Annotated in this window: 20 protein-coding genes and 1 pseudogene; 17 read left to right on the forward strand and 4 right to left on the reverse strand. The window is 58.5% G+C overall.

Annotated elements, in window-relative coordinates; translation table 11 throughout:
• Positions 1-113 precede the first annotated feature (113 nt).
• From AC2LD7_RS02250 to AC2LD7_RS02265, 4 genes are all read left to right on the forward strand, one after another.
• Complete coding sequence (locus tag AC2LD7_RS02250) at positions 114-1,814, forward strand: OPT family oligopeptide transporter (protein ID WP_484596228.1); 1,701 nt, start codon at positions 114-116, stop codon at positions 1,812-1,814.
• Positions 1,815-1,880: 66 nt separating this feature from the next.
• The gene (locus tag AC2LD7_RS02255; RefSeq protein WP_484596229.1) at positions 1,881-2,084 is read left to right on the forward strand and encodes a hypothetical protein; all 204 of its coding nucleotides are present in this window, start codon (positions 1,881-1,883) and stop codon (positions 2,082-2,084) included.
• Positions 2,085-2,210: 126 nt separating this feature from the next.
• Positions 2,211-2,555: a hypothetical protein gene (locus tag AC2LD7_RS02260; RefSeq protein WP_484596230.1), complete on the forward strand. Its 345-nt coding sequence runs from the start codon at positions 2,211-2,213 to the stop codon at positions 2,553-2,555.
• A gap of 234 nt (positions 2,556-2,789) precedes the next feature.
• Positions 2,790-3,083, forward strand: a complete 294-nt coding sequence (locus AC2LD7_RS02265) for a hypothetical protein (RefSeq protein ID WP_484596231.1) — start codon at positions 2,790-2,792, stop codon at positions 3,081-3,083.
• A 69-nt stretch (positions 3,084-3,152) separates the two neighbouring features.
• On the opposite strand, the gene serA is transcribed toward AC2LD7_RS02265, so the two are convergent.
• Positions 3,153-4,382, reverse strand: coding sequence for a phosphoglycerate dehydrogenase (serA, locus tag AC2LD7_RS02270; RefSeq protein ID WP_484596232.1), 1,230 nt, complete (start codon positions 4,380-4,382; stop codon positions 3,153-3,155).
• A 199-nt stretch (positions 4,383-4,581) separates the two neighbouring features.
• Between serA and AC2LD7_RS02275 the strand changes: the two genes are divergently transcribed.
• The 3 genes from AC2LD7_RS02275 (at position 4,582) to AC2LD7_RS02285 (ending at position 7,730) form a co-directional block, all read left to right on the forward strand.
• A complete protein-coding gene (locus AC2LD7_RS02275) occupies positions 4,582-5,988 on the forward strand; it encodes an FAD-binding oxidoreductase (RefSeq protein WP_484596233.1) in 1,407 nt (468 codons plus the stop codon).
• 67 nt (positions 5,989-6,055) lie between these two features.
• Positions 6,056-6,721: a fumarylacetoacetate hydrolase family protein gene (locus tag AC2LD7_RS02280; protein WP_484596234.1), complete on the forward strand. Its 666-nt coding sequence runs from the start codon at positions 6,056-6,058 to the stop codon at positions 6,719-6,721.
• Between the two features lie 103 nt (positions 6,722-6,824).
• On the forward strand, positions 6,825-7,730 hold the full coding sequence (locus AC2LD7_RS02285) for an SdiA-regulated domain-containing protein (protein ID WP_484596255.1): 906 nt from the start codon (positions 6,825-6,827) through the stop codon (positions 7,728-7,730).
• A gap of 373 nt (positions 7,731-8,103) precedes the next feature.
• Here AC2LD7_RS02285 and rpiA read toward each other — a convergent pair whose 3' ends face one another.
• On the reverse strand, positions 8,104-8,775 hold the full coding sequence (rpiA, locus tag AC2LD7_RS02290) for a ribose-5-phosphate isomerase RpiA (RefSeq protein WP_484596235.1): 672 nt from the start codon (positions 8,773-8,775) through the stop codon (positions 8,104-8,106).
• A gap of 371 nt (positions 8,776-9,146) precedes the next feature.
• Between rpiA and ilvA the strand changes: the two genes are divergently transcribed.
• Both ilvA and AC2LD7_RS02300 read left to right on the forward strand, forming a co-directional pair.
• The gene (ilvA, locus tag AC2LD7_RS02295; RefSeq protein ID WP_484596256.1) at positions 9,147-10,682 is read left to right on the forward strand and encodes a threonine ammonia-lyase, biosynthetic; all 1,536 of its coding nucleotides are present in this window, start codon (positions 9,147-9,149) and stop codon (positions 10,680-10,682) included.
• A 20-nt stretch (positions 10,683-10,702) separates the two neighbouring features.
• Positions 10,703-11,143: a DUF2269 family protein gene (locus AC2LD7_RS02300; protein WP_484596236.1), complete on the forward strand. Its 441-nt coding sequence runs from the start codon at positions 10,703-10,705 to the stop codon at positions 11,141-11,143.
• A gap of 19 nt (positions 11,144-11,162) precedes the next feature.
• On the opposite strand, the gene AC2LD7_RS02305 is transcribed toward AC2LD7_RS02300, so the two are convergent.
• A complete protein-coding gene (locus AC2LD7_RS02305; RefSeq protein WP_484596237.1) occupies positions 11,163-11,816 on the reverse strand; it encodes a histidinol-phosphatase in 654 nt (217 codons plus the stop codon).
• A 178-nt stretch (positions 11,817-11,994) separates the two neighbouring features.
• Between AC2LD7_RS02305 and AC2LD7_RS02310 the strand changes: the two genes are divergently transcribed.
• Both AC2LD7_RS02310 and ptsP read left to right on the forward strand, forming a co-directional pair.
• A complete protein-coding gene (locus tag AC2LD7_RS02310; RefSeq protein ID WP_045432287.1) occupies positions 11,995-12,474 on the forward strand; it encodes an RNA pyrophosphohydrolase in 480 nt (159 codons plus the stop codon).
• A 19-nt stretch (positions 12,475-12,493) separates the two neighbouring features.
• Positions 12,494-14,767 (forward strand): phosphoenolpyruvate--protein phosphotransferase, encoded by a 2,274-nt coding sequence (ptsP, locus tag AC2LD7_RS02315; RefSeq protein ID WP_484596238.1) that lies wholly within the window; start codon positions 12,494-12,496, stop codon positions 14,765-14,767.
• On the opposite strand, the gene AC2LD7_RS02320 is transcribed toward ptsP, so the two are convergent.
• On the reverse strand, positions 14,764-15,543 hold the full coding sequence (locus AC2LD7_RS02320; protein WP_484596239.1) for an NRDE family protein: 780 nt from the start codon (positions 15,541-15,543) through the stop codon (positions 14,764-14,766). The two genes, ptsP and AC2LD7_RS02320, sit on opposite strands and share 4 nt — an antisense overlap.
• Positions 15,544-15,712: 169 nt before the next feature.
• On the opposite strand from AC2LD7_RS02320, the gene AC2LD7_RS02325 reads away from it, so the two are divergent.
• The 6 genes and pseudogenes from AC2LD7_RS02325 to AC2LD7_RS02350 all read left to right on the forward strand — a co-directional run bounded on the left by AC2LD7_RS02325 (position 15,713) and on the right by AC2LD7_RS02350 (position 23,429).
• Positions 15,713-16,495 carry a sulfite exporter TauE/SafE family protein gene (locus tag AC2LD7_RS02325; RefSeq protein ID WP_484596240.1) on the forward strand — a complete coding sequence of 261 codons (783 nt, stop codon included), beginning with the start codon at positions 15,713-15,715 and terminating at the stop codon, positions 16,493-16,495.
• Positions 16,496-16,505: 10 nt separating this feature from the next.
• Entirely contained in the window at positions 16,506-17,306 is an 801-nt protein-coding gene (gene lgt / locus AC2LD7_RS02330; protein WP_484596241.1) for a prolipoprotein diacylglyceryl transferase, read from the forward strand.
• Positions 17,307-17,414: 108 nt separating this feature from the next.
• Positions 17,415-17,939 (forward strand): annotated as a pseudogene (locus AC2LD7_RS02335) (thymidylate synthase); the annotation flags it as partial.
• Between the two features lie 314 nt (positions 17,940-18,253).
• On the forward strand, positions 18,254-19,312 hold the full coding sequence (locus AC2LD7_RS02340; protein ID WP_484596242.1) for a tyrosine-type recombinase/integrase: 1,059 nt from the start codon (positions 18,254-18,256) through the stop codon (positions 19,310-19,312).
• Positions 19,309-21,660 (forward strand): site-specific integrase, encoded by a 2,352-nt coding sequence (locus AC2LD7_RS02345; protein WP_484596243.1) that lies wholly within the window; start codon positions 19,309-19,311, stop codon positions 21,658-21,660. Before AC2LD7_RS02340 ends, AC2LD7_RS02345 begins: the two co-directional genes overlap by 4 nt.
• Positions 21,657-23,429 carry a tyrosine-type recombinase/integrase gene (locus AC2LD7_RS02350; RefSeq protein WP_484596244.1) on the forward strand — a complete coding sequence of 591 codons (1,773 nt, stop codon included), beginning with the start codon at positions 21,657-21,659 and terminating at the stop codon, positions 23,427-23,429. Before AC2LD7_RS02345 ends, AC2LD7_RS02350 begins: the two co-directional genes overlap by 4 nt.
• Positions 23,430-23,452: the final 23 nt, after the last annotated feature.

Below are 23,452 nucleotides of genomic sequence, written 5' to 3' on the forward strand. Positions count from 1 at the left end.
CGATTGAGACGGCATCTGCGCCCGGGTGGTGACAAACCGACGGACGGTTGAGGAAACGGCCGGGTGGCCTTATTGGGCTAAGGTGAGTCAATCACCCATAGGATGGAGCCGGCATGAGCGGACCCTCACGCGAACTCACGCTGCGCGCATTGATCACTGGCTTGCTGCTGGGCGCCGTGCTGACACCTTCGAATATCTATTCCGGTTTGAAGATCGGCTGGTCCTTCAATATGTCGATCATCGCGCTGCTGGTCGGCTTCGCCTTCTGGCAGAGCTTGGCTCGGGTTTTTCATCGACCGGCCTGGTCGCTGCACGAAAGCAATATCAACCAGACCGCTGCCTCGTCCGCCGCCTCGATCATTTCCAGCGGCCTGGTGGCGCCAATCCCTGCCTATACGCTGATCACCGGACAGCAGCTGGACACCCTGCCGCTGATGGCCTGGGTGTTCTCGGTGAGCTTTCTCGGTATCTGGGTGGCCTGGTATTTACGCCCGTCGCTGATCGTCGAGGCGCAGCTGCGCTTTCCCGAGGGCATGGCCACGTTGGCAACCATGCAGCAGATTTACAGCCATGGCGCGGAGGCGACCCGGCGACTGCTGGTGCTGGGGTCGGCGGCGTTGTTGGCCGCGGCGAGCAAGCTGATCGACAGCCTGCTCTGGGCGTTGCCGCGCTGGGCGCCGAGTGCTCAGCTGGAGCGGCTCACGTTCAGCCTCGAGCCTTCGTTGCTGCTGGTCGGGTTCGGCGGGATCATCGGCCTGCGTGTCGGTCTGTCGCTGTTGCTCGGCGCGGTCCTCGCCTGGGGGCTGTTGGCGCCCTGGTTGGTTACCGAGGGGCTGGTGAGGCTGCCGGCAGACGCCAGCGGACCGCAATTCGCGCTGCTGATCGAGTGGCTGCTGTGGCCGGGCGTAAGCCTGATGGTCTGCGCCACCCTCACCTCGCTGGGCTTGCGCGTTCTGCGTGCGCGCCGGGACGACTCGAAGCGCCGCCTGCAACTGCGGCGACCGGCTGTGCTACCGGCGCTCGGGCTGGCACTGGCGGCGGTGCTGGTGATCATCCTGCAGATTGTGCTGTTCGGTATCCATCCGCTGATGGCAGCGCTGTCGATTCCCCTGGCGTTGCTGCTGGCAATGGTGGCGGCGCGGGTTGTCGGTGCCACCGGCATCCCGCCGATCGGCGCCATCGGGCAGCTGTCGCAACTGAGCTTCGGCGTCGTCGCACCCGGCCAGGTGGCGATCAACCTGATGAGCGCCAACACTGCCGGTGGTGCGGCGGGGCAATGCACGGATCTGCTCAATGACTTCAAGGTGGGGCATGCCATCGGTGCTGCGCCGTCCCGGCAGGTGGTCGCGCAGTGCCTGGGTATTCTGGTAGGCAGCATGGTCGGGGTGCTGGTCTATCAACTGCTGATTCCCGATCCGCAGACGATGCTGATTACCGCCGAATGGCCGGCACCGGCAGTGGCTACCTGGAAGGCGGTAGCCGAGGCATTGACGGCAGGCCTGGGTTCGATCGGTAGCGATATCCGCTGGGCCATGCTCGCCGGGGCGCTGAGCGGCGTGCTGCTGGGTACGCTCGAGGGGCTGCTGCCGGCACATCGTCTGCGCTGGCTGCCGAGTTCCGCGGCGCTCGGTCTGGCTTTCATCATCCCGGCCTCGATCTCGCTGATGATGACTTTCGGCGCGCTGCTGGCCTGGCTGTTCTCCGCGCGTTGGGGCAGCCTCGCTGAGCGCTTCGTCATTGTCGCCGCTGCCGGGCTGGTGGCCGGTGAGAGCATGGCCGGGATCGGCATTTCCCTCTGGCAGCTGCTGCGCTGAGTCGCCGCCATGAATTTCTCATACCCCTCCGGTCGTAAGCTTGAATGCGTTGACCACGAGGAACGAATGACAGACGACGCTGAAGCAGGCGCTAGCAAAGGCGTGGCGCGCCGCACCATGGTCAGGGTCAGCGTGCTCGCGGCAGTGGTGTTGCTGGGGCTGATCGGCTGGCTGGCGTTCGATTTCCTCCTGCTGCTATTCGCAGCGATTCTTTTCGGCGTGCTGATTGAGGACGAACGGTCACGACTGGCATATGACGACGAACGGTAGACCCCTCGCCGGTGCTGTCTTGGCACCTCGCGGCGACCGGGAAAGAATTTGTAATGCGCCTGATGCAACCCCTGCGCCTGCCTGCTGCCGGAATAAAGGTAACCCTTGAAAAACAGGAGAGCCCACATGCAAACCAAAAAATTAGCTGCCTTGGCGCTGGCCGGTCTGATGTCCGCGGGGGTCTTCGCCGCAGGTACGACTGACATGGACAGCGACACCATGCACGATTCGATGGATGGCAAAACCACCGATGACACTGACCGTTCGGGCATGTCTACCGATCGTAGCTCGGGCATGGGCACAGACATGGGAACTGAAACAGGCTCGGGAGTTGGTACCACCACGGGCACTGGAACTGGTGTCGGCAATACCACTGGCAGCGGTAATAGCGCACCTGGTGCGGGCGGTGGAGACAGTGGCGGAGCTGGAAGCGGCGCTGGTGCAGGCGGCTCCGGCGGTGCAGGTAACTGATCCGGTCAGCCGGTAGCGAGGCCCGGAGGTACAGCAGGCTGTGTGAAAACCTGCGCTTATGCGGCGTTTAAACAGACTCAAGTGTTAGTTCACTTTCTGCCTGTTTCGCCTTGCAGATTCTGCTGGTGTTGCGTTTTTGCACGGCCTGGCTGGTTGGGTTTCAAGCAGCGGGAACGTCTGCTAAACGGTTTTTGCTTGAAGTTGCCGAGCTGTTACCACTTCCTGGAGTGAGCCATGAATCTGCGCCTCCTGATCTTCGCTGCAACGTGCGCAGCCGCCTCCGCTGCGCTGGCGACGGGTACTGGCCCGACGTTGCCGGAGAAAAGCCGCGAGCATCCGCTGGATAACCGCGAACCTCGACAGGATGTCATCGACCAGCAGAACGATACCCAGCGCCAGCCCCGACCACCCACGCTGGAGGCGCCGCCCGAGGTGCCGCCGGTCGAACCGAGTGAGCGTCCTTCGCAGCCGGAGTTACCCGAGCGTCGCGGTACCGACGCCAGCGGTAATCGCGCTCCGGCCAGTTGAACGCTCGGTTAACCGGCAGTAACGAAAAAGGGAGGCCGAGGCCTCCCTTTCGTACACTTGCGTTCTGCTTTAGAACAAGACGCGGCTGCGGATGGTGCCGTTGACGTGCTGGAGCTTCTCCAGGGCCAAATCGGAGTATTCCGCGTCGACGTCGATCACCACATAACCGACCTTCTCGTTGGTTTGCAGGAACTGACCGGCAATATTGATGCCGTTCTCGGCGAACACACGGTTGATCTCGCTCATCACGCCAGGGATGTTCTGGTGGATGTGCAGCAGGCGGTGCTTGCCTGGATGCGATGGCAACGCCACTTCAGGGAAGTTGACCGAGGAAACCGAAGTGCCGTTGTCGCTGTATTTGACCAGCTTCTCGGCCACTTCCAGGCCGATATTGGCCTGGGCTTCGGCAGTCGAGCCACCGATATGGGGCGTGAGGATCACGCGATCCAGGCCCCGTAGCGGGCTCTCGAACTCTTCGTCGTTGGACTTGGGCTCGACCGGGAAAACGTCGATGGCGGCACCGATCAGGTGCTCGTCCTTGATGGCCGCGGCCAAGTGATCCAGCTCGACCACAGTGCCGCGCGCGGCGTTGATCAGAATGCTGCCCTTCTTCATCGCCCGTATTTCCTTCTCGCCGATCATCCACTGTGTGGATGGCAGCTCCGGCACATGCAGCGAGACGATGTCGCACATGCCCAGCAGTTCATACAGCGAGCCGATCTGAGTGGCGTTGCCCAGCGGCAGCTTGGTCACCACGTCATAGAAGAACACCTGCATGCCCAGCGCTTCGGCCAGAACCGACAGTTGGGTGCCGATGGAGCCGTAACCAATGATGCCGAGCTTCTTGCCGCGTATCTCGAAGGAGTTGGCCGCCGACTTGATCCAGCCACCGCGTTGGCAGGAGGCGTTCTTTTCGGGAATGCCGCGCAGTAGCAGGATGGCTTCGGCCAGCACCAGCTCAGCCACCGAGCGGGTGTTCGAGTAGGGCGCGTTGAACACCGCGATGCCGCGCTCGCGGGCGGCATTGAGGTTGACCTGATTGGTGCCGATGCAGAAGCAGCCGACCGCGATCAGCTTCTTGGCGCAGTCGAAAACCTCTTCGGTGAGCTGGGTGCGTGAGCGGATGCCGATGAAATGGGCGTCGGCGATCTTTTCCTTCAAATCGTCCTCGGTCAGCGCGGTTTTGAGGTACTCGATGTTGGAGTAGCCGGCCGCCTTGAGAGTGTCGACGGCGTTCTGATGCACGCCTTCGAGAAGAAGGAACTTGATCTTGCTCTTGTCGAGAGAGGTCTGGCTCATCTGCGTTTAAACCTTAAGGCCGAAGGGTAGGGCTGAAGTGTCCAGCGAGGGCTGGCCGAACCGGGTAAAAGCGGTGTCGGGAAGTCTGCCGAGGCACGTTTCAAAGGGGCTCGTATGCTAGCATACGAGCCCCTCGAAGCACCCATCCCTGAGCTGAAGCGTACTCAGGGTGACTATGAATCGTATGAGAGTTCCCGCCATGACCGACTCCGCCTTGATCGATGAGCTGAAGACCCTGGTCGAGCCCGGCAAAGTGCTCACCGACGCCAGTTCCCTGGAAACCTATGGCAAGGATTGGACCAAGCATTTTGCCCCGGCACCCTCGGCCATCGTATTTCCCAAGAACATCGAGCAAGTACAAGCCATTGTTCGTTGGGCCAATGAGCGCAAGGTTGCGCTGGTGCCTTCCGGTGGTCGCACCGGCTTGTCTGCCGCCGCGGTGGCGGCAAATGGCGAGGTCGTCGTTTCCTTCGACTACATGAATCAGATCCTCGATTTCAACGAGATGGACCGCACCGTGGTTTGCCAGCCCGGTGTGGTCACCGCGCAGCTGCAGCAGTTCGCCGAGGACAAGAACCTGTATTACCCGGTGGACTTCGCCTCTGCCGGTTCCAGCCAGATCGGCGGCAACATCGGCACCAACGCTGGCGGCATCAAGGTGATCCGCTACGGCATGACCCGAAACTGGGTGGCGGGTCTGAAGGTCGTGACCGGCAAGGGCGATCTGCTCGAACTGAACAAGGACCTGATCAAGAACGCCACCGGCTACGATCTGCGCCAGCTGTTCATCGGTGCCGAGGGCACCCTGGGCTTCGTCGTCGAGGCCACGATGCGCCTGGAGCGTCAGCCGACTAACCTTACCGCGATGGTGTTGGGTACGCCGGACTTCGACTCGATCATGCCGGTGCTGCATGCCTTCCAGGACAAGCTGGACCTGACCGCCTTCGAGTTCTTCTCCGACAAGTGCCTGGACAAGCTCCTCGGTCGCGGCGACATTCCGGCCCCCTTCGAAACCCGTGCGCCTTTCTATGCGCTGCTCGAGTTCGAGGCAACGACCGAAGAGCGTGCCGAACAGGCGCTGGCCACCTTCGAACATTGCGTGAACGAGGGCTGGGTGATCGATGGCGTCATGAGTCAGAGTGATCAGCAGCTGCAAAACTTGTGGAAGCTGCGCGAGTACATTTCCGAAACCATCTCGCACTGGACACCATACAAGAACGACATCTCGGTCACCGTTTCCAAAGTGCCGGCTTTCCTGGCCGACATCGACGCCATCGTCAGCCAGAACTACCCGGACTTCGAAGTGCTCTGGTACGGCCACATCGGCGACGGCAACCTGCACCTGAACATTCTCAAGCCGGAGGCATTGTCCAAGGACGAATTCTTCGACAAGTGCGCCGCGGTCAACAAGTGGGTGTTCGAGACGGTCGAGAAATACAACGGTTCGATCTCCGCCGAGCACGGCGTCGGCATGACCAAGTGCGACTACCTGACCTACAGCCGCTCGGAGGCGGAGATCGCCTATATGAAGGCGATCAAGGCTGCGTTCGACCCCAATGGCATCATGAATCCGGGCAAAATTTTCAGCCTGAAGCCTGAAGCCTGAAGCCTGAAGCCTGAAGCCTGCGCATAGCCTTTGCTTCCAGCTTGCTGCTCTCTCTGAGGATTTTGCAATGAACTACAAGCACCAATACACCGATGGCACGCCGATTCATTACCCGCTGGGCAAGGTCGTGTGCATCGGCCGCAACTATGCCGAGCATGCCAAGGAACTGAACAATCCGGTGCCGACCGAACCGCTGCTGTTCATCAAGGCGGGCAGCTGCACGGTACCGCTGGACGGTGGCTTCAATATTCCGACCGACCGTGGCGCGGTGCATTACGAAGCGGAGATCGCCGTGTTGATCGGCAAGCCGCTGTCGCGAAAGCCGAACGAAGAAGAGGTTCGCGACGCCATTTCCGGCTTTGCCCCAGCGCTCGACCTGACCTTGCGCGACGTGCAGGCTAGGCTGAAGGAAAAGGGCCATCCTTGGGAAACCGCCAAGAGCTTCGATGGTGCCTGCGTGCTGGCGCCCTTCGTGCCGGGTGACGCAGTGCAGGACCTTACCGATATCGGCATTCGCCTGACCATCAACGGCGAAGTTCGCCAGGACGGCAATAGCAGCCAGATGCTCAACGCCATCCTGCCGCTGCTGCAACACATTGCCGGTCATTTCAACCTGCAACCAGGCGACGTGGTGCTGACCGGTACGCCGGCCGGCGTCGGCCCGCTGAATCAGGGCGATCAGATGGTGCTGGAGCTGGTCGGGTTGTCCCGCTTCGAGAGCCGCGTGCTCTGATTGGATATGGCCGGATGCTGGTGCGCATCCGGCCGCTGTTTCTCGTCGCCGCTGATCATGCTGTAATCCGGGCCCCGCCCTGGGTCCGTCCGCCATGCCAGCCATCGTTACTCGTACTTCCCGCCTGCGTCTTTTTTTCTACGCCCTGCTGGTGTTTGCCGTTTCCGCGGCGATCATTGCCGGCGCGTTGCTGCATTGGGACGACCAACTCAAGCTGTATTGGCAGGAGCAATCCGTCGACGCTCAGCAGCGCATCGATAGCATCTGGCTGCCCGATTACCAACTGTCATTGCAGACGACGCTGGTTGGGCTGGAGGATGACGAAACCTCCGGTCTGACCTGGAATCCACTCACCGGCACACTGTTCACCGTGACCGGGCAAAATCCACAGCTCATCGAATTCACGCCCGGTGGATTGGTGTTGCGACGCATCAGGCTGACCGGCTTTTCCGATCCCGAAGCGGTCGAGGCGCTGAGTGACGGGCGACTGGCCATCGTCGATGAGCGCCGCCGGCTGGTCGCGGTTTTTCGCTTGGAACCCACTGTGCAAAGCCTCGATCTCGATGAGATGGCCCGTTACGACCTGGGATTCGCCGAAGCGGGCAACAAGGGTTTCGAGGGGCTAGCCTGGAATCCGCGCACACAGCGGATGCTGCTGGCCAAGGAGCGCGACCCGCAGGGGTTGTTCGAGTTGCCATTTCCCGGCGAGGACGGCAGCGCCGGGTTGCTGGAAGCATTGCCCAGTCAGCCGCTGCTGGTGCGCGACATTTCCTCGGTGGCCATCGATCCGAGAACCGGCCATACCCTGATGCTTTCCGATGAGTCGAGATTGCTGGTGGAACTCGATTTGCAGGGCCGCCCATGCAGCTTCATCAGCCTGTTTGGCGGGCTCAACGGTTTGGTGCAGGGAATCGATCAGGCCGAAGGCGTGGCAATGGATGGTCAGGGCAATATCTACGTGGTTGGCGAGCCGAATCGATTTTATGTGTTCAAGCGGAAAAGGCGGTAGAAGCCGATAAGGCGCTGGAGGCTGGAAGGCTGGACGAGCGAGTAGGCGTAGGGTGGGTTAGCGACGCATGCGCCTCGAAGCAAATTACCTCACGAAGCCGGTGCGTCGCGTAAACCACCAAGCGATGTATCGGCTCACTCCGATGATGGGTTACGCAGCGGCTGGTTGTATGGTTCGTTGCCACAATTGTTTGCGCTGCTAACCCATCCTATTGTCTGTGCGGCGTCGTAGATGGGTGTCGCTTCTACACCACCGCTTTGCCACGACCTTGGTGGAACGCGTCGCGCTTTTTGCTGTACGAAGCTGCGTCGCACGGACGCGGAGCATCCTTTGGAGCGTAGAGGCCATCATCTGCTTGTGGCTGCGGCTTGCTTCAGCGCTTGAGCGTCTGCACTCCGTCTTTGGTGCCCAGTAGCAAAACATCGGCCGGGCGAGCCGCGAACAGGCCGTTGGTGACGACACCGACGATGTTATTGATCTGCGCTTCGACATCCGGCGCGAAGCCGATCATTAGGTTGTGTACGTCGAGAATGACGTTGCCGTTGTCGGTCACCACGCCGTCACGATAGACCGGATCGCTGCCCAGCTTGACCAGCTCCCGCGCAACATGGCTGCGGGCCATGGGTATGACTTCGACCGGTAGCGGGAAGGCACCGAGTCGCTCGACCAGCTTGCTGCCGTCGGCGATGCAGATGAAAGTCTTCGCCACCGAGGCGACGATTTTTTCGCGGGTCAGGGCTGCGCCGCCGCCCTTGATCAGTTCCAGGTGGCTGTTGGCTTCGTCGGCACCATCGACGTAGAACTCCAGCTCGGATACAGAATTCAGGTCGTAGACCGGGATGCCGTGGCCCTTCAGGCGCTCGGCCGTGGCATCGGAGCTGGCCACCGCGCCATCGAAGACCCCCTTGTGCTTGGCCAGCAGATCGATGAAAAAGTTGGCAGTGGAGCCGGTGCCGACACCGACGATGCTGCGATCGTTGAGCTGCGGGACGATAAGGTCGACGGCGGCCTGGGCGACGGCCTGCTTGAGTTGGTCCTGGGTCATGAAAGGGTCCGGGCGGGGAGAAAGACGAGTTGCCGATTATAGCCCTCCGTCTCCGGCGGGTCTTGTCTGCCGGGCAATCGCGCTAGGCGCTAAAAGAGCCGAAAAAGACGCTGGAAGGCTGGAGGCTGGACGACAAGCGGTCCGAGCCTGGGCGAAACTGGCATTTGTAATCTGCCATCCTTGGCGACTGGCCTTCGGGCCGTCGCTGCGCGACGTCTCCCGGATTTTTTCGGCCAGCCTTCGGGACTCAAACGCTTTTATCGAATGGCCGTTGCGCCATAGCGTGATTGCTCCGGACTGAACCGGCGTTTTCGGTCGCCGATTGTCGGTGGTCGAGGGGTTTTTCGCGGAGTAGACTCGTTGACCCCGCAATTCCCGCCAAGATAGCCACGATGCTCGAACAATACGTCAAAAACATCCTCACCTCGCGCGTCTATGACGTCGCCGTGGAAACTCCACTACAGCCTGCACGTCAGCTCTCCGAGCGGCTCGGCAATCAGATTCTGCTCAAACGCGAGGATCTGCAGCCGGTGTTTTCCTTCAAGATTCGCGGCGCCTATAACAAGTTGGCGCAGCTGTCCGCCGAGGAGCTGGCGCGTGGCGTGGTCACTGCATCCGCCGGCAACCATGCTCAGGGCTTGGCACTGGCCGCGCGTGAGTTGGGGATCAAGGCGACCATCGTAATGCCGCGTACCACGCCGGAGCTGAAGGTGCAGGGCGTGCGTGCCCGTGGTGGCAAGGTGGTGCTGCACGGCGATGCCTTTCCCGAGGCGCTGGCCTATTCGCTGAAGTTGGTTGAGGAAAAGGGCTACGCCTATATCCACCCTTACGATGATCCGCATGTGATCGCCGGGCAGGGCACCGTGGCGATGGAGATCCTGCGCCAGCACCAAGGTCCGCTGGATGCCGTATTTGTACCGGTGGGCGGCGGTGGGCTGATCGCCGGCGTGGCGGCCTACATCAAGTACTTGCGGCCAGAAACCAAAGTCATTGGTGTCGAGCCGGATGATTCCAACTGCCTGCAGCAGGCTATGGCCGCAGGCGAGCGCGTGGTGCTGTCACAGGTGGGGCTGTTCGCCGATGGCGTGGCGGTGGCGCAGATCGGCCAGCACACCTTCGATATCTGCAAGCATTACGTGGATGAAGTAATCACGGTCAGCACCGACGAAATCTGTGCGGCGATCAAGGACATCTACGACGACACCCGCTCGATCACCGAACCAGCCGGTGCGCTGGCAGTGGCCGGTATCAAGAAATATGTCGAGCGTGATGGCGTGTCCGGGCAAGTGCTGGTGGGCATCGACTCGGGCGCCAATGTCAACTTCGACCGTCTGCGCCATGTCGCCGAGCGTGCCGAGCTGGGCGAGAAGCGCGAGGCGATCATCGCCGTGACCATCCCTGAGCAGCCGGGCAGTTTCAAGGCGTTCTGCGAGGCCATCGGCAAGCGCCAGATTACCGAGTTCAACTACCGCTATCACCAGGACCGCGAGGCACACATCTTTGTCGGCGTGCAGACCCATCCCGAAAACGATCCGCGCGCGGCGCTGGTCGAAGGGCTGCAAGCCAAAGGTTTTCCGGTGCTCGATCTCACTGACAATGAGCTGGCCAAGCTGCACACCCGTCACATGGTCGGCGGGCATGCTTCCGGCGTGAGCGATGAGGTGGTGTTCCGCTTCGAATTCCCGGAGCGTCCCGGTGCGCTGTTCAACTTCCTCAACAACCTAGGCGGGCGCTGGAATATCTCGATGTTCCATTACCGCAACCATGGGGCGGCGGATGGCCGGGTGGTTGCCGGCTTGCAGGTTCCAGCCGAGGAGCGCCATCTGCTACCGGCGGCACTGAACAAGATTGGCTATCGCTACTGGGACGAAACGGATAACCCTGCCTATCAACTGTTTCTCGGCTGACAGCCGTACCGCGAGGATCAATGGAACATTATCAATTGCTGAACATCGTCCATGCCGCGCTGGCGATTCTGCTCACGCTCGGGCTGATCGCCCACATCGTCATGCTGTGGAAGGCCTGGCGCCGCGCCGATGCCGCTGTATTGCAGCAGAAGTTGCGCCGCACTCGGTTGATGTCGCTGCCATTGCTCGCCGTGCTGGCGTTACTGCTGCCGCTCAGTGGCTGGTGGCTGGCGCATCTGGCGGGCTTTCCGCTCGGTCAGCTGTGGCTTCTGGCGAGTTCGATACTGTTCCTGATTCTGGTACCGCTTGGGCTGTTGCTCGGCGGCCGTCTGCGCGCCTGGCAGGGGTTGGGCGAAACACCGGCGCCGGCGAGTCTGCCGCGTTTGGCGCTGGTTTATGCGGGACTGATCCTGCTGATTTTGATCGCCATCATGGGGCTGATGGGCGCCAAACCGGTCTGACGTCCACGGCACCTTGGTCTCAGCGCAGGCTGATGATGTCCCATCCGCGTTGTTGGGCGATTTCGCGCAGGGTCGGATCGGGGTCTACCGCCACCGGATGGCTGACGCGCTCCAGCAACGGCAAGTCGTTGCGTGAGTCGCTATAGAAATAGCTGTCGTCCAGGCTTTGCCCGGTCTCTTTCAGCCAGCGCTCGATACGCGTGACCTTGCCTTCTTGGAAGCAAGGAACATCGGTGAGGCGGCCGGTATAGCGACCGTCGAGCATTTCGCACTCGGTGGCCAGCAGCGTGTCGACGCCCAGCCGCGCGGCGATCGGGCCGGTAATGAAGCGGTTGGTGGCCGTGATGATCACCACTCGGTCGCCTGCCTCATGATGCTGACGTACCAGCGCCTCGCCCTTGGCCAGCACGATGGGTTCGATGTGCTCACGCATGAATTCGCCATGCCATTGCTGTAGCTGCGCCATCTCGCTGCGGCCGAGCAGCTCCTGGCAGAAGTTCTGATATTCCAGCACGTCCAACTCGCCAGCCAGGTAGTCCTGGTAAAAGGCGTCGTTGCGGGCTCGATATGCCGCGGCGTCGACCAGTCCACGCTGGCAGAGAAATTCGCCCCAGGCGTGATCGCTGTCACCGGCCAACAGGGTATTGTCGAGATCGAATAGAGCCAGGCGCACGCTGCTTCCTCGCAATGGATGAGTGGAGGCGAAGCATAGCGGTATTGCCCTTCGGGTGGCAGCCGAAAGGCGTCGGTCCAAGGCCGCGAGCCTCTCGATCACTGGCCGCTCAGCGTGCTTTCTGCTTCGCGTCTTTTTGTGGAACAATGCCGCGACATGCGTTTGCGAGGTTGTAGCCGTGATCGACTCCGATGGTTTTCGCCCTAATGTCGGCATCATCCTGACCAATGATGTCGGGCAGGTGCTGTGGGCCCGACGGATTAATCAGGACGCCTGGCAATTCCCACAAGGCGGTATCAATCCGCGCGAGACGCCGGAAGAGGCGCTTTATCGCGAGCTCAACGAAGAGGTCGGTCTCGAACAGCAGGACGTGAAAATTCTCGCCTGTACCCGTGGCTGGTTGCGTTATCGCCTGCCTCAGCGGTTGGTGCGTACCCATAGCCAGCCGCTGTGTATTGGTCAGAAACAAAAGTGGTTTCTCTTGCGACTAACCGGCGCGGAGGATCGGGTGCGCATGGACCTTACCGGCAAGCCCGAATTCGATGGCTGGCGCTGGGTCAGCTACTGGTACCCGTTGGGCCAGGTGGTCACCTTCAAGCGCGAGGTTTACCGTCGCGCCTTAAAAGAACTCGCCCCGCGCCTTCTGGCGCGGGATTGACGGGAGAAAGCCCCTGAGCATGCTCGGCACGCTGCGCAAGATCGTCCAGGAAGTGAATGCCGCCAAGGACCTCAAGGCGGCCTTGGGCATTATCGTGCTGAGAGTCCGGGAGGCCATGGCCAGCCAGGTCTGTTCGGTCTACCTGCTCGATCCCGAATCCGGTCGCTTCGTCCTGATGGCTACCGAGGGCTTGAATAAGAAAGCCATCGGCAAGGTCAGCATGGCTCCCAATGAGGGTCTGGTCGGCCTGGTCGGTACCCGCGAGGAACCGCTCAACCTCGAGCACGCCTCCGAACATCCGCGCTATCGCTACTTCGCCGAAACTGGTGAAGAACGTTATGCCTCCTTCCTTGGCGCGCCGATCATCCACCACCGGCGGGTGATGGGCGTGCTGGTCATCCAGCAGAAAGAGCAGCGCTTGTTCGACGAGGGTGAAGAAGCCTTCCTCGTCACCATGAGCGCGCAGCTCGCCGGCGTTATTGCCCATGCCGAGGCGACCGGTTCGATCCGCGGCCTCGGTCGGCAGGGCAAGGGCATTCAGGAAACGCGCTTCATCGGCATTCCCGGTGCGCCCGGTGCGGCGGTCGGGACGGCTTTGGTGGTACTGCCGCCTGCCGATCTCGATGTAGTGCCGGATAAGACGATCAGCGACATTGCCGCCGAGCTGATGCTGTTCGAGACCGCTCTGGAGGCCGTGCGTGCCGATATGCGCGCGCTGTCCGAGAAGCTCGCCACGCAAATGCGCAAGGAAGAGCGCGCGCTGTTCGACGTCTACCTGATGATGCTCGACGACTCCGCACTCGGCGGCGAAGTGTCCAAGGTCATCCGCACCGGACAATGGGCACAAGGCGCGTTGCGCCAGGTGGTCAGCGATCATGTAGCCCGTTTCGAGATGATGGACGATGCCTATCTGCGTGAGCGCGCCTCGGACGTCAAAGACATCGGCCGACGCCTGCTCGGTTACTTGCAGCAGGCGCGGCAGCAAACCCTCACCTACCCGGACAAGACCATTCTGGTCAGCGAGGAATTATCTCCGGCGATGCTCGGCGAGGTGCCCGTAGGCAAACTGGTGGGCATGGTCTCGGTGCTCGGTTCGAGCAACTCGCACGTGGCGATCCTGGCCCGCGCCATGGGTATCCCGACGGTGATGGGCGCGGTCGATCTGCCGTATTCCAAGGTCGATGGCATCGAAATGATCATCGACGGCACGCGTGGCGAGATCATCACCAACCCGGCGAAAGTACTGCGCGATCAATATCTGGTCCTGGCCGAGCAGGAACGGCAGCTTTCCGAGGGGCTGGATGTTCTACGCGAATTGCCCTGCGAGACCACCGACGGCGTGCGTATTCCGCTGTGGGTAAACACCGGCCTGCTCGCCGATGTGGTGCGCGCGCAGGAGCGCGGCGCCGAAGGGGTCGGCCTGTATCGCACCGAAGTACCCTTCATGATGAAGGAGCGCTTCCCCAGCGAAAAGGAGCAGATGGCGATCTATCGCGAGCAGCTCCAGGCCTTCCATCCGTTGCCGGTGACCATGCGCAGCCTCGACATCGGCGGCGACAAGAGCCTGCCGTACTTTCCGATCAAGGAAGAGAACCCCTTCCTCGGCTGGCGTGGTATCCGCGTCACGCTGGATCATCCGGAAATCTTTCTGCTGCAGGCACGCGCCATGCTCAAGGCCAGCGCCGGCCTGAATAATCTGCGCATTCTGCTGCCAATGATCTCCGGCACGCGCGAGCTAGAAGAAGCGCTCCACCTCATTCACCGCGCTTGGGGTGAGGTTCGCGACGAGGGCACCGATGTGGAAATGCCGCCCGTCGGCGTGATGATCGAGGTGCCAGCGGCGGTCTATCTGACCCGTGAACTGGCGCGTCAGGTGGATTTCATTTCGGTGGGTTCCAACGATCTGACCCAATATCTGCTGGCGGTCGATCGCAACAATCCGCGTGTCGCCGATCTTTACGACTACCTGCACCCGGCTGTACTCGAGGCATTGCAGCGAGTCGTGCGTGAAGCCCATGAAGAAGGCAAACCGGTGAGTATCTGTGGCGAGATGGCCGGCGACCCTGGTGCTGCCATCCTGCTATTGGCGATGGGTTTCGACAGCCTGTCGATGAACGCCACAAACCTGCCGAAGGTGAAATGGATGCTGCGTCAGATCAGCTCGGTCACCGCGCGCGAGTTGTTGGCCAAGATAATGGTCATGGACAGCCCGCAGGTGATTCACGCCACCGTACAGCTGACCCTGCGCAATCTCGGCCTGGATCGGATGGTCAATCCGTCAGCGGCTCTCTAGTCCGATCCCGACTCGCTGGCCTGGATGAACAGCGCCTTGCTGATGCAATTCTCGCCCAACGGGCCGTCCGGCCCGAAGCAGCGCTCGGTGATGCTCGTTGAGCCATCCGCAAGGCGGATCAGCACGGTGCTGGCTCGGGTGCCGTAATCGGGACTGGCGATGAACACGCTCGACAGCATCTTTTCCACTTCATGCGAGACGCCTGTGCTGGGCAGCTCTGCATTGGCGGCCGGTTGCGGGTCGCTCAACAGCTGCAGCAGGGTTTCTGCTTCTGGTGCGTCGAGGCATTCATGCAACGCTGCCCGCGCTCGCAGGAGTTTTGGCCATGGTGTGTTCAGCGCTGCGTTGGACAACCCGTAAACGCCAGGCGAAAGCTGTTCCGGTATGCCGGTGTGCGAGTTGAGGTACCACAGCTCGCGTTTATCGCCGACCAGCAGATTGAAACCCGAATAGTGCTCAAGATGGCCCGTCAGCTCGGTCAGATAAGCCTCTGGAGGCAGCTGGCCACGCAGGAAGCGCTCCGGCAATTCGCCGCGCGAGAGCGCTCCGGTCGGTGCGCCGGGGTCACGGATGTTGGTCAGCGCGGCGAAGCGACCATCAGGCCCCACTCCCAGCCAAGTGCCGCCGGCTTGCAGGTCTCGTCCCGCAATGATCTGTGGCGCATCCTTCCAAGGACCCAATGGCAAGCTGGGGCGAGCATGGAACTCGTCGCGGTTAGCGGCGACTATGAGCGGTAGCGCATGAGTCGGGCGCCAGGCGAATACGATCAGGCACATAGGAAACCAGAAAAGACGCAGAAGGCTGGAGGCTAGACGAAAAAGCAGCAGATATGCCAGCCCAAGAAATGGCGGAGGGGCTCGGAATGCTTTCTCGCAAAGCCTGCAGCCTCCAGCCTCAAGCCCGTTTTTCAGCTACCATGCCGCTTTTGTTTTTCAGGATGGTCCGATGGAGTTCGCGCTTTATCTGCTTCTTGGCGGATTCGCTGGAGTGCTGGCCGGACTGTTCGGTGTTGGCGGTGGAATGATCATCGTCCCGGTACTGGTATTCAGCTTCACTGCGCAGGGTTTCGACCCGCTTGTGCTGACCCACCTGGCTGTCGGCACGTCGCTGGCGACTATCGTCTTTACCTCGCTCAATTCGATCCGGGCTCACCATCGCAGACGTGCGGTGCAATGGCCCGTGGTGCTGTGGATGACCGTCGGCATCCTGCTTGGTGCCGCGCTGGGTAGTCTCACAGCGGCCAGGATCCAAGGGCCGGCGCTGCAGCAAATCATCGGGGTGTTCGCTATCGCTATGTCGATTCAGATGGCTTTTTCGCTGCAGCCCAAGGCCAGTGGTGGCGTACCTGGCAAGCCTGGGCTCACGTTGGCGGGCGTGGTGGTCGGCTGGGCTTCGGCGATCTTCGGCATCGGCGGTGGCTCGCTGACGGTGCCCTTTCTCAGCTGGCGCAGCGTGCCTATTCAGCAGGCGGTCGCTACGTCCGCGGCCTGTGGTCTGCCTATCGCTATCGTAGGCGCGCTGAGTTTCGCCATGGTCGGCTGGCAGGATGCGCATTTGCCGGAATGGAGTCTGGGCTACGTTTATTTGCCGGCGCTGGTCGGCATTGCCGTTACCAGCATGTTCTTTGCCCGTATCGGTGCCAATCTGGCGCATCGCCTGTCAGCGCTGTTGCTCAGGCGCCTGTTCGCGTTGCTGCTGCTGGGCGTTGGAATCAACTTCTTGATCTGAGGAAACCTGGATGCTGCCTTACCCGCAGATAGACCCTGTGGCCGTCTCGCTAGGCCCGCTGCAAATTCACTGGTACGGCCTGATGTATCTGATTGGGATCGGCGGTGCCTGGCTGCTCGCCTCACGCAGGTTGCACCGCTTCGACCCGAGCTGGGACAAGGACAAGCTCTCCGATCTGGTGTTCTGGGTAGCGATGGGCGTGATCGTCGGCGGACGGCTGGGCTACGTGCTGTTCTACGATCTCGCGTCCTACCTCAACGATCCGACGCTGATTTTCCAGGTATGGAAGGGCGGTATGTCCTTCCATGGCGGCCTGATCGGCGTGCTGCTGTGTACTTGGATTTTCGCTCGACGCAACGACAAGAAATTTTTCGAGCTGATGGACTTCATTGCACCCTTCGTACCCATCGGCCTGGGCGCCGGCCGCATCGGCAATTTCATCAATGCCGAACTCTGGGGCAAGGCGAGCGATGTGCCTTGGGCGATGGTGTTCCCCACCGACCCGCAGCAGTTGGCGCGGCATCCTTCGCAGCTCTATCAATTTGCTCTGGAGGGCGTGGCGCTGTTCATCATTCTCTGGGTTTATTCCAGCAAGCCTAGGCCGACCATGGCGGTGTCCGGCCTATTCGCCGTGTGCTACGGCATCTTCCGTTTCATTGTCGAATTCGTGCGGGTGCCGGATGCCCAGCTCGGCTACCTGGCCTTCGGCTGGTTGACCATGGGGCAGGTGCTCTGCGTACCCATGGTATTGATCGGCCTCGGCATGATCGCCTGGGGCTATCGTCACGAACCGGCCAAGGCCTCGGCTTGAGTTGAAACCGTCCGGCTTGTCGCTTCCAGCGAGACATTCCGGGCGGTGACTCTTACTATTCCCAGAGTTTCCTTTTACTGCGCCTTCGCGCCCGCTTCGAGTTCATCGATGAAACAGTACCTCGACCTGATGCGCCACGTGCGCGAGAACGGCACCTTCAAGAGCGATCGCACCGGCACCGGCACCTACAGTGTGTTCGGCCATCAGATGCGCTTCGACCTGGCTGACGGGTTCCCGTTGGTGACGACCAAGAAGTGCCACTTGAAATCCATCATTCACGAGCTGCTGTGGTTCCTCCAGGGCGATACCAATATCAAGTACCTGCAGGAAAACGGCGTACGTATTTGGGACGAGTGGGCCGACGAAAATGGCGAGCTGGGGCCGGTCTACGGCTATCAGTGGCGCAACTGGCCGGCACCCAACGGCGAGTCGGTGGACCAGATCAGCAAGCTGGTGGAAATGATTAAGAAGAATCCGGATTCGCGCCGCCTGATCGTATCGGCCTGGAACCCGGCGCTGGTCGACCAGATGGCGCTGCCGCCCTGTCATGCCCTGTTCCAGTTTTACGTCGCCGACGGCAAGCTCAGTTGCCAGCTGTACCAGCGCTCCGCCGATATTTTCCTTTTACGCCCCCTCAGAAAAAACGCACAGTACGTGATGGTTGCTTAAAAAAATTTCCTTTCTCTGGTTGGTTATTGTGCTACTCAATAAATGCACATTCTGTATAGTGCAGCCGCGCAAGCTTAGGGGAAGTGAACATGAAGGTTCTAGCAGTACGGTCGAAGCGTATCGATCTCAATGAGTCTCCGACCCTTGAGGAGGGTTGGGCTGGTGAGTCCTTGGATGCGAGGAGTCAGGTGCTAACGGGGGCAGCTGTCTTCGACGACGATGAGCGTTTACTCCCCCTGGTGTCTGGCTTCCTATCGCACGGGCTCGCGAACGGCCATATGTCCTATCAGTCCGCGCTGACGTATGGGAAGAACCTAGGGTACTTCCACCAATACCAGATGGGGCGCCGGGAGTTTGCCGACTGTGAGCGGGACTCGGCCTATTTGGAAGTTCGTACGCATGTCATTGAGGAGTACTTTGCTCATCTGCGCGAAGAAGAGGAGCTATCCACCAAGACGGTACGCAACCGGGATTCGTCTCTGATGGCGTTCTTCAATAAGTACCTCTGCCGTGGGATTGATGACGCCCCCGCTCCCCGCCAAGCCTCCAATCCCTATGCCACTGGCCTGCTTTCGCGAAGCCCGAACAGAGCGCTCGTTCAGTCGTGCACCCTGGCAGACCTGAAGCAACTGCTGCTGGCGACCGAAAGCGAGCGCGAACGCTGCGTGCTCCAGTTCATTTACGACACAGGGGTAAGGCGTTCTGAGCTGCCGCGTGTGACGCTGGCAGCCATTGAGGACGCTATGAAATTCCAGAGCACACTCTTCATTTCAGTGGATGTAGAGGCGGCCACGAACGCGGACTACTGCCCTCTCTTGATCAGCGGGAGCAAGGGGCTCGCTGACCAAGCCAAACCCCGAATGACGCTGGTAAGCCGAGCCACCTTGCAGCGAGTGAAGAAGTATCACGCCTCTCCGCTCTACCGGATGTACAAGAGCCAGTTCGGTACGGCGTTGGAGACGCCTGCATTTCTGAATGCTGAAGGTACTTCGTACACGCCTAACTCCATCACGAAGCTTCTGGATCGAGTTTCCACACGTGCTCTGGCAAAGCGGCGGATCGCCAAGAAAATCTCTCCGCACAAACTGCGTCATGGAAACGCCTACTCCCTGCTTCGTAGTCCAGATATTGGCAAAGACCATCTGGATCGCCTGGTTGCTGTTCAGAAAACGTTAGGTCATTCGAAGCTTTCGACATCTGAGATTTACACCCAAATCCCGTACGACCTTTATCAGAGGCTGCTTAGTCCTGGCTCGGAAACAAAGACCAAAGCGGGAGAGATGGAGGAGCTGGTCAACCAAACCCGCCTGAAAATCGATGCGGGGGCAATGAAATGATTAGCAAGGAAAAGGCCACAGAAATTGATTCTGCTATCGAAGCATGGGTGGCGCGAGCAACAGCCAATCGAGAATCTCTACTGAAAGTACGACTGGGGAAAGGTAACGAGGCCGCTCTCTCATGGTCTCCTCTGATGGATGAGCTCAGCCTATCTGCCGCGTCGATAAATTGGCGAATCCGCGAGTTTGACCCTGTCTTGGATGCTATGCGTGAGCAGGGAATTATTGTTCCCGGACACTGCTCTGCTGCCTGCGAGTGGAGGCGTCGGCTACTTGCTTGGTACGAAGGGTTAAGCGACCAGGAAAAAATGCAAATCCCTGTTCGTGCCAACACTATTAAGTTTCGTGACTACCTCAGCGATATTGAAGGTCTTTCTGGGTTAAATGCTGCTCGAAATCAATACGAACTCGTCCGTGAAACCTTCGTTCAGATCCTTGGCGACTTAAGGGCGCGTGGGGTGCTTGATCTTGAGTACAAGACCTCAAAGCAACGCGCAGCCTTAAAGTTTCCAGCAGAAAAAACAGAGTCGCTATTCGATAAGTTCAGGGGGCTAAGGAAGATCCCCATCAATAAGCTTGAAGACATTGCAGTTGCCACTGCGGATGAGCCGTTCAGGTCGTTGCTGCACGTCTACAGCGCGTCTTCTATGAAAAGTAGTAGTAAGTCCGGACAGTCTAATTTCTCAGATGCATTCAGGTATATGAGCAATTGCTTGCAGTCGGCGGGGTTCGTGGGCACCGAGGACATCCGGGAATTTATTACCACATATACGCTGCCTCGGTTCAGGAGCTTTCTTCAAGAGCAGATTGTTGAGCGAGCGGTATCAACCAGCCACGCGAGTACGCTTATGAGTGTTACTCGCTCAATGATGAAGCGGGTGCTCCAGATTGATGGCTTCGGTCTGGAAAACTACATGGCCGCTGAGGGCTTCGATACTGAGCGCGAAACCGATCTCTACAGGCCGTATCCCATTGCGGTACGTAACAAGATTTCGGAAGTAGTTTTGCGCGAGATCGAGGAAACCAATAACTGCGCGCGGATGTATGTGCGTAGTGGAGTTGGTGAGGATCCATTGGATGAATATGGAAATGCACGCCGTGGTTGTTCGACCCTGGATCATGCTCGTTGGATATTTGAGAATAAGCTGGGTGGCGTGCCAATTAACACTAAAGAGATCGGCACAAATAATAAATACCATAAAGTGTTTTTCCGTATCATTTATGCGGTTGGTAAGCCACTAGAAGACGTATATAAAAGCTGGGGCGTCCTTTACCGCATTGATGCGAGAGTATTGGCACCGTATGTGGCGCGACTGGCCCAAGTTACAGGTCTGAATGCCGACTCGCTTAACACACTTGAGTTGGATGACTTTGTCGAACGCCACGATCTCACCGGCAGGCCCTGCTTACTTTATTGGAAGGAAAGGTCGACCGGCGGGAAGATGTACCATCTTGATCTGTTTCATGCGGAGATTTCTTGGCTGACAAGCTCACAAGGTCGTGCAGTCAAAAAAGTCTTTGATGATGTTAGATTTTTGACAAGAAACATTCGAGATTTAGCGCCAGAAAGTGAAAGGAATAAGTTATTTATCTATCAGTCCAGCTCGCCCAGGAAGTTTGGCGTTGTCGACTCAGTCGATGCGTCGGGCCGAAGCTTGATAAATAAGATGTTTGCCGAATTCGCTTCTGACCATAAATTAGTAGACGAAGACGGAAAGCCTATTAGTTTGTCATCCTCTCGGTTCAGGCCAAGCTTTATCAGTGAGCTCATTGAGAAGGGTGTTTCCATTCGTGAGATTCAAGTATTACTGGGCCATAAATACTTACAGACCACGCTGGCCTATTTGGATCGCATGGATTTTAATTTTACTGCCCGGAAATTGCTTAACAAGTTTCTGCATGAGCTGCATCAGGAAACCTTGCATGAACAGCCGGTTATCATACCGACTAAAACGATTGAGACTCCGAGAGACGCCATTCCAGTTAGAACTGGTCTCGTCACTTGCGTGAATGCATTTGATCCGCCCGACTTTATCAAGGGCATGAAGAATTATGATCCTAGTAAGCCCTGCACGCTTTTGAATAAGTGCTTGTCATGCAGCAATAGCATCATAACGGTCTCTCATTTGCCTGAGCTTTTTGCAATGCGCAGGGATTATCAGCACATGATTGAGGTGAGTCGGGTGCTGGACACCCCATACGGAGAAGTGATTCTGGATAATTTGGATGTCCTTAACTCCATTCTGAATGAGGAAACCTCCGATTTTTCGGCAGAAGAATTGTCACAAGCCGAGCGGCTATCAGAGAACGTTAATACGAGCATTTTGGTTGAGGGGGTAGTCCTATGACTGAGAGTATTTTTCTCCAGGTCAAGGAGTTCAAGCAATGGCGCTATGCTATTCACCGCCATCTGGGTGGAGTTACTGAGGGAGTCATTCCAGACGGCGCTGACCCTCTTAAGATGCTTGCCTGGTATAACGGTTTGCTGGCTTTGCCGGTGAGTAAGATGTCAGCTCTTGGAGATCAAGTCTGGGATTTTAATGCCGATGAGCCAAATGCATCTCGCAACGTTCGAGGGGCCAAGCTACGCATTGATTTTGGGGAGTTCCCCAAGCTCAATCAGCTGGCAATTCTCGAAGTAAAAGTGGCGATGTATTGCTACCTAAAGTTTCCATCAGCCCTAAAAATTTTTTCGTCTAAGGGGAAGTTCCTTAAACCTATCACGGTAATTGATTACTTTAAGTCCGGCTTAAGGTTTATTAATACTATGTCAGTTGAGGCGCGTAAGCTATTAACAGACGAATTCTTCGAAAATGGCTACCATGGCTTGACTTATTTTGATGCTGAAATTTATCGTGCGGCTGCTTCCGCGCACCCCTATGTTTTTACTTCAGATACGCAAAGGTTTTTTAATGCCCTGAGATCGCCGTTTCTAGTGGAACAGATTTTCGATGAGCCTCTGCCATATGTAGAGCTAGACTCCCTGAGCTGGGCAAAAAGGGCGAAGAATAACAGTGGCTCTGAAAAGAACTATCGGATTTTGCCAAACCAAGTTTTCGAGAAGGCATCGCGAGAAGCATCGTTTGCGGTTGTTGACTTTCTGGACTCTATAGGCGAGCCCGTTCGAGATTTGGATGCCTTGGCTCGTCGCAATACAAGAGAATACGCTTTGGGTGCGGTCAACGGGCTCACGCGATACAAATACAATCTGTACGTGGCTTTGCGTTTGCGCCGAAAAGGTTATGACACTAAGCAGTTAGAAACACAGCTTGATGATGTCTGGCCTGAGTTTTACTCAGATAAGTTTGAGGATCGTTTCAAATCTGAGAAATATCTAATAGGTCTTAGTGTTTCGGATATTGACGCTAGCTTCCACGAGTACGTTAATTACGTTTCATATTCTGCTTGTTATCTTGTTGCTCAATATACTGGGATGCGTCCGTCTGAGCTATCAGAAATCTTGGTCGATACTTGCCTTGAAGAAGAAAATGGGTATTGGCTTATCGTCAGCAATGTCACCAAGCATCGCCAAAACCTCGCAAAGCTGTTTGACGACAAATGGGTCGCTATCCCGATTGTGCGAGATGCTATTCGAGTCGCTCAATTTATTGCCAAGGTGAAACAGAACCCTTATCTATTTTGCAGCTCGCACACTGTGGCGCCAGGAGCGAAGCCTGACTCCTCGACCTCGACCAGAATTGCAGCGCAATTCGACTCGTTCTTCCAAGAGATTCTGTCGAGCGAAGAGTACGAGTCCTTGGACTTCTCGGCATACTCGCTTCGTCACACGCTTGCATACCAGATGGCGAGGGCCGAGGTGGGCCTGCCGTTCATCTCCCATCAGCTCAAGCATTTCGGGGATCTGGTCGGCGGATTTGGCCAGAACAAGGCCTTTAGTGAGGCCACCCTCGGGTACGGTGCGATCTGTGACATTCTCTCCAAAGGTGGTCGATCAGGAGGGGTGTCCCCTCGTGGACTGGCAGAGCGTGAGTACGTTGAGAATTTTTGCGACCCAGACGGGAGCTACGCAGGGCCTAGTGCGAGGGAGCACAAGGCCCGACTCAAGAAGGTGTTTGAAGGCTACATTGTTGCCGCTGACCGAAAACTGACCCAGTAGAGGCTGTTCTGCCGACTGAAAAC

Source organism: Stutzerimonas sp. (assembly GCF_982611455.1).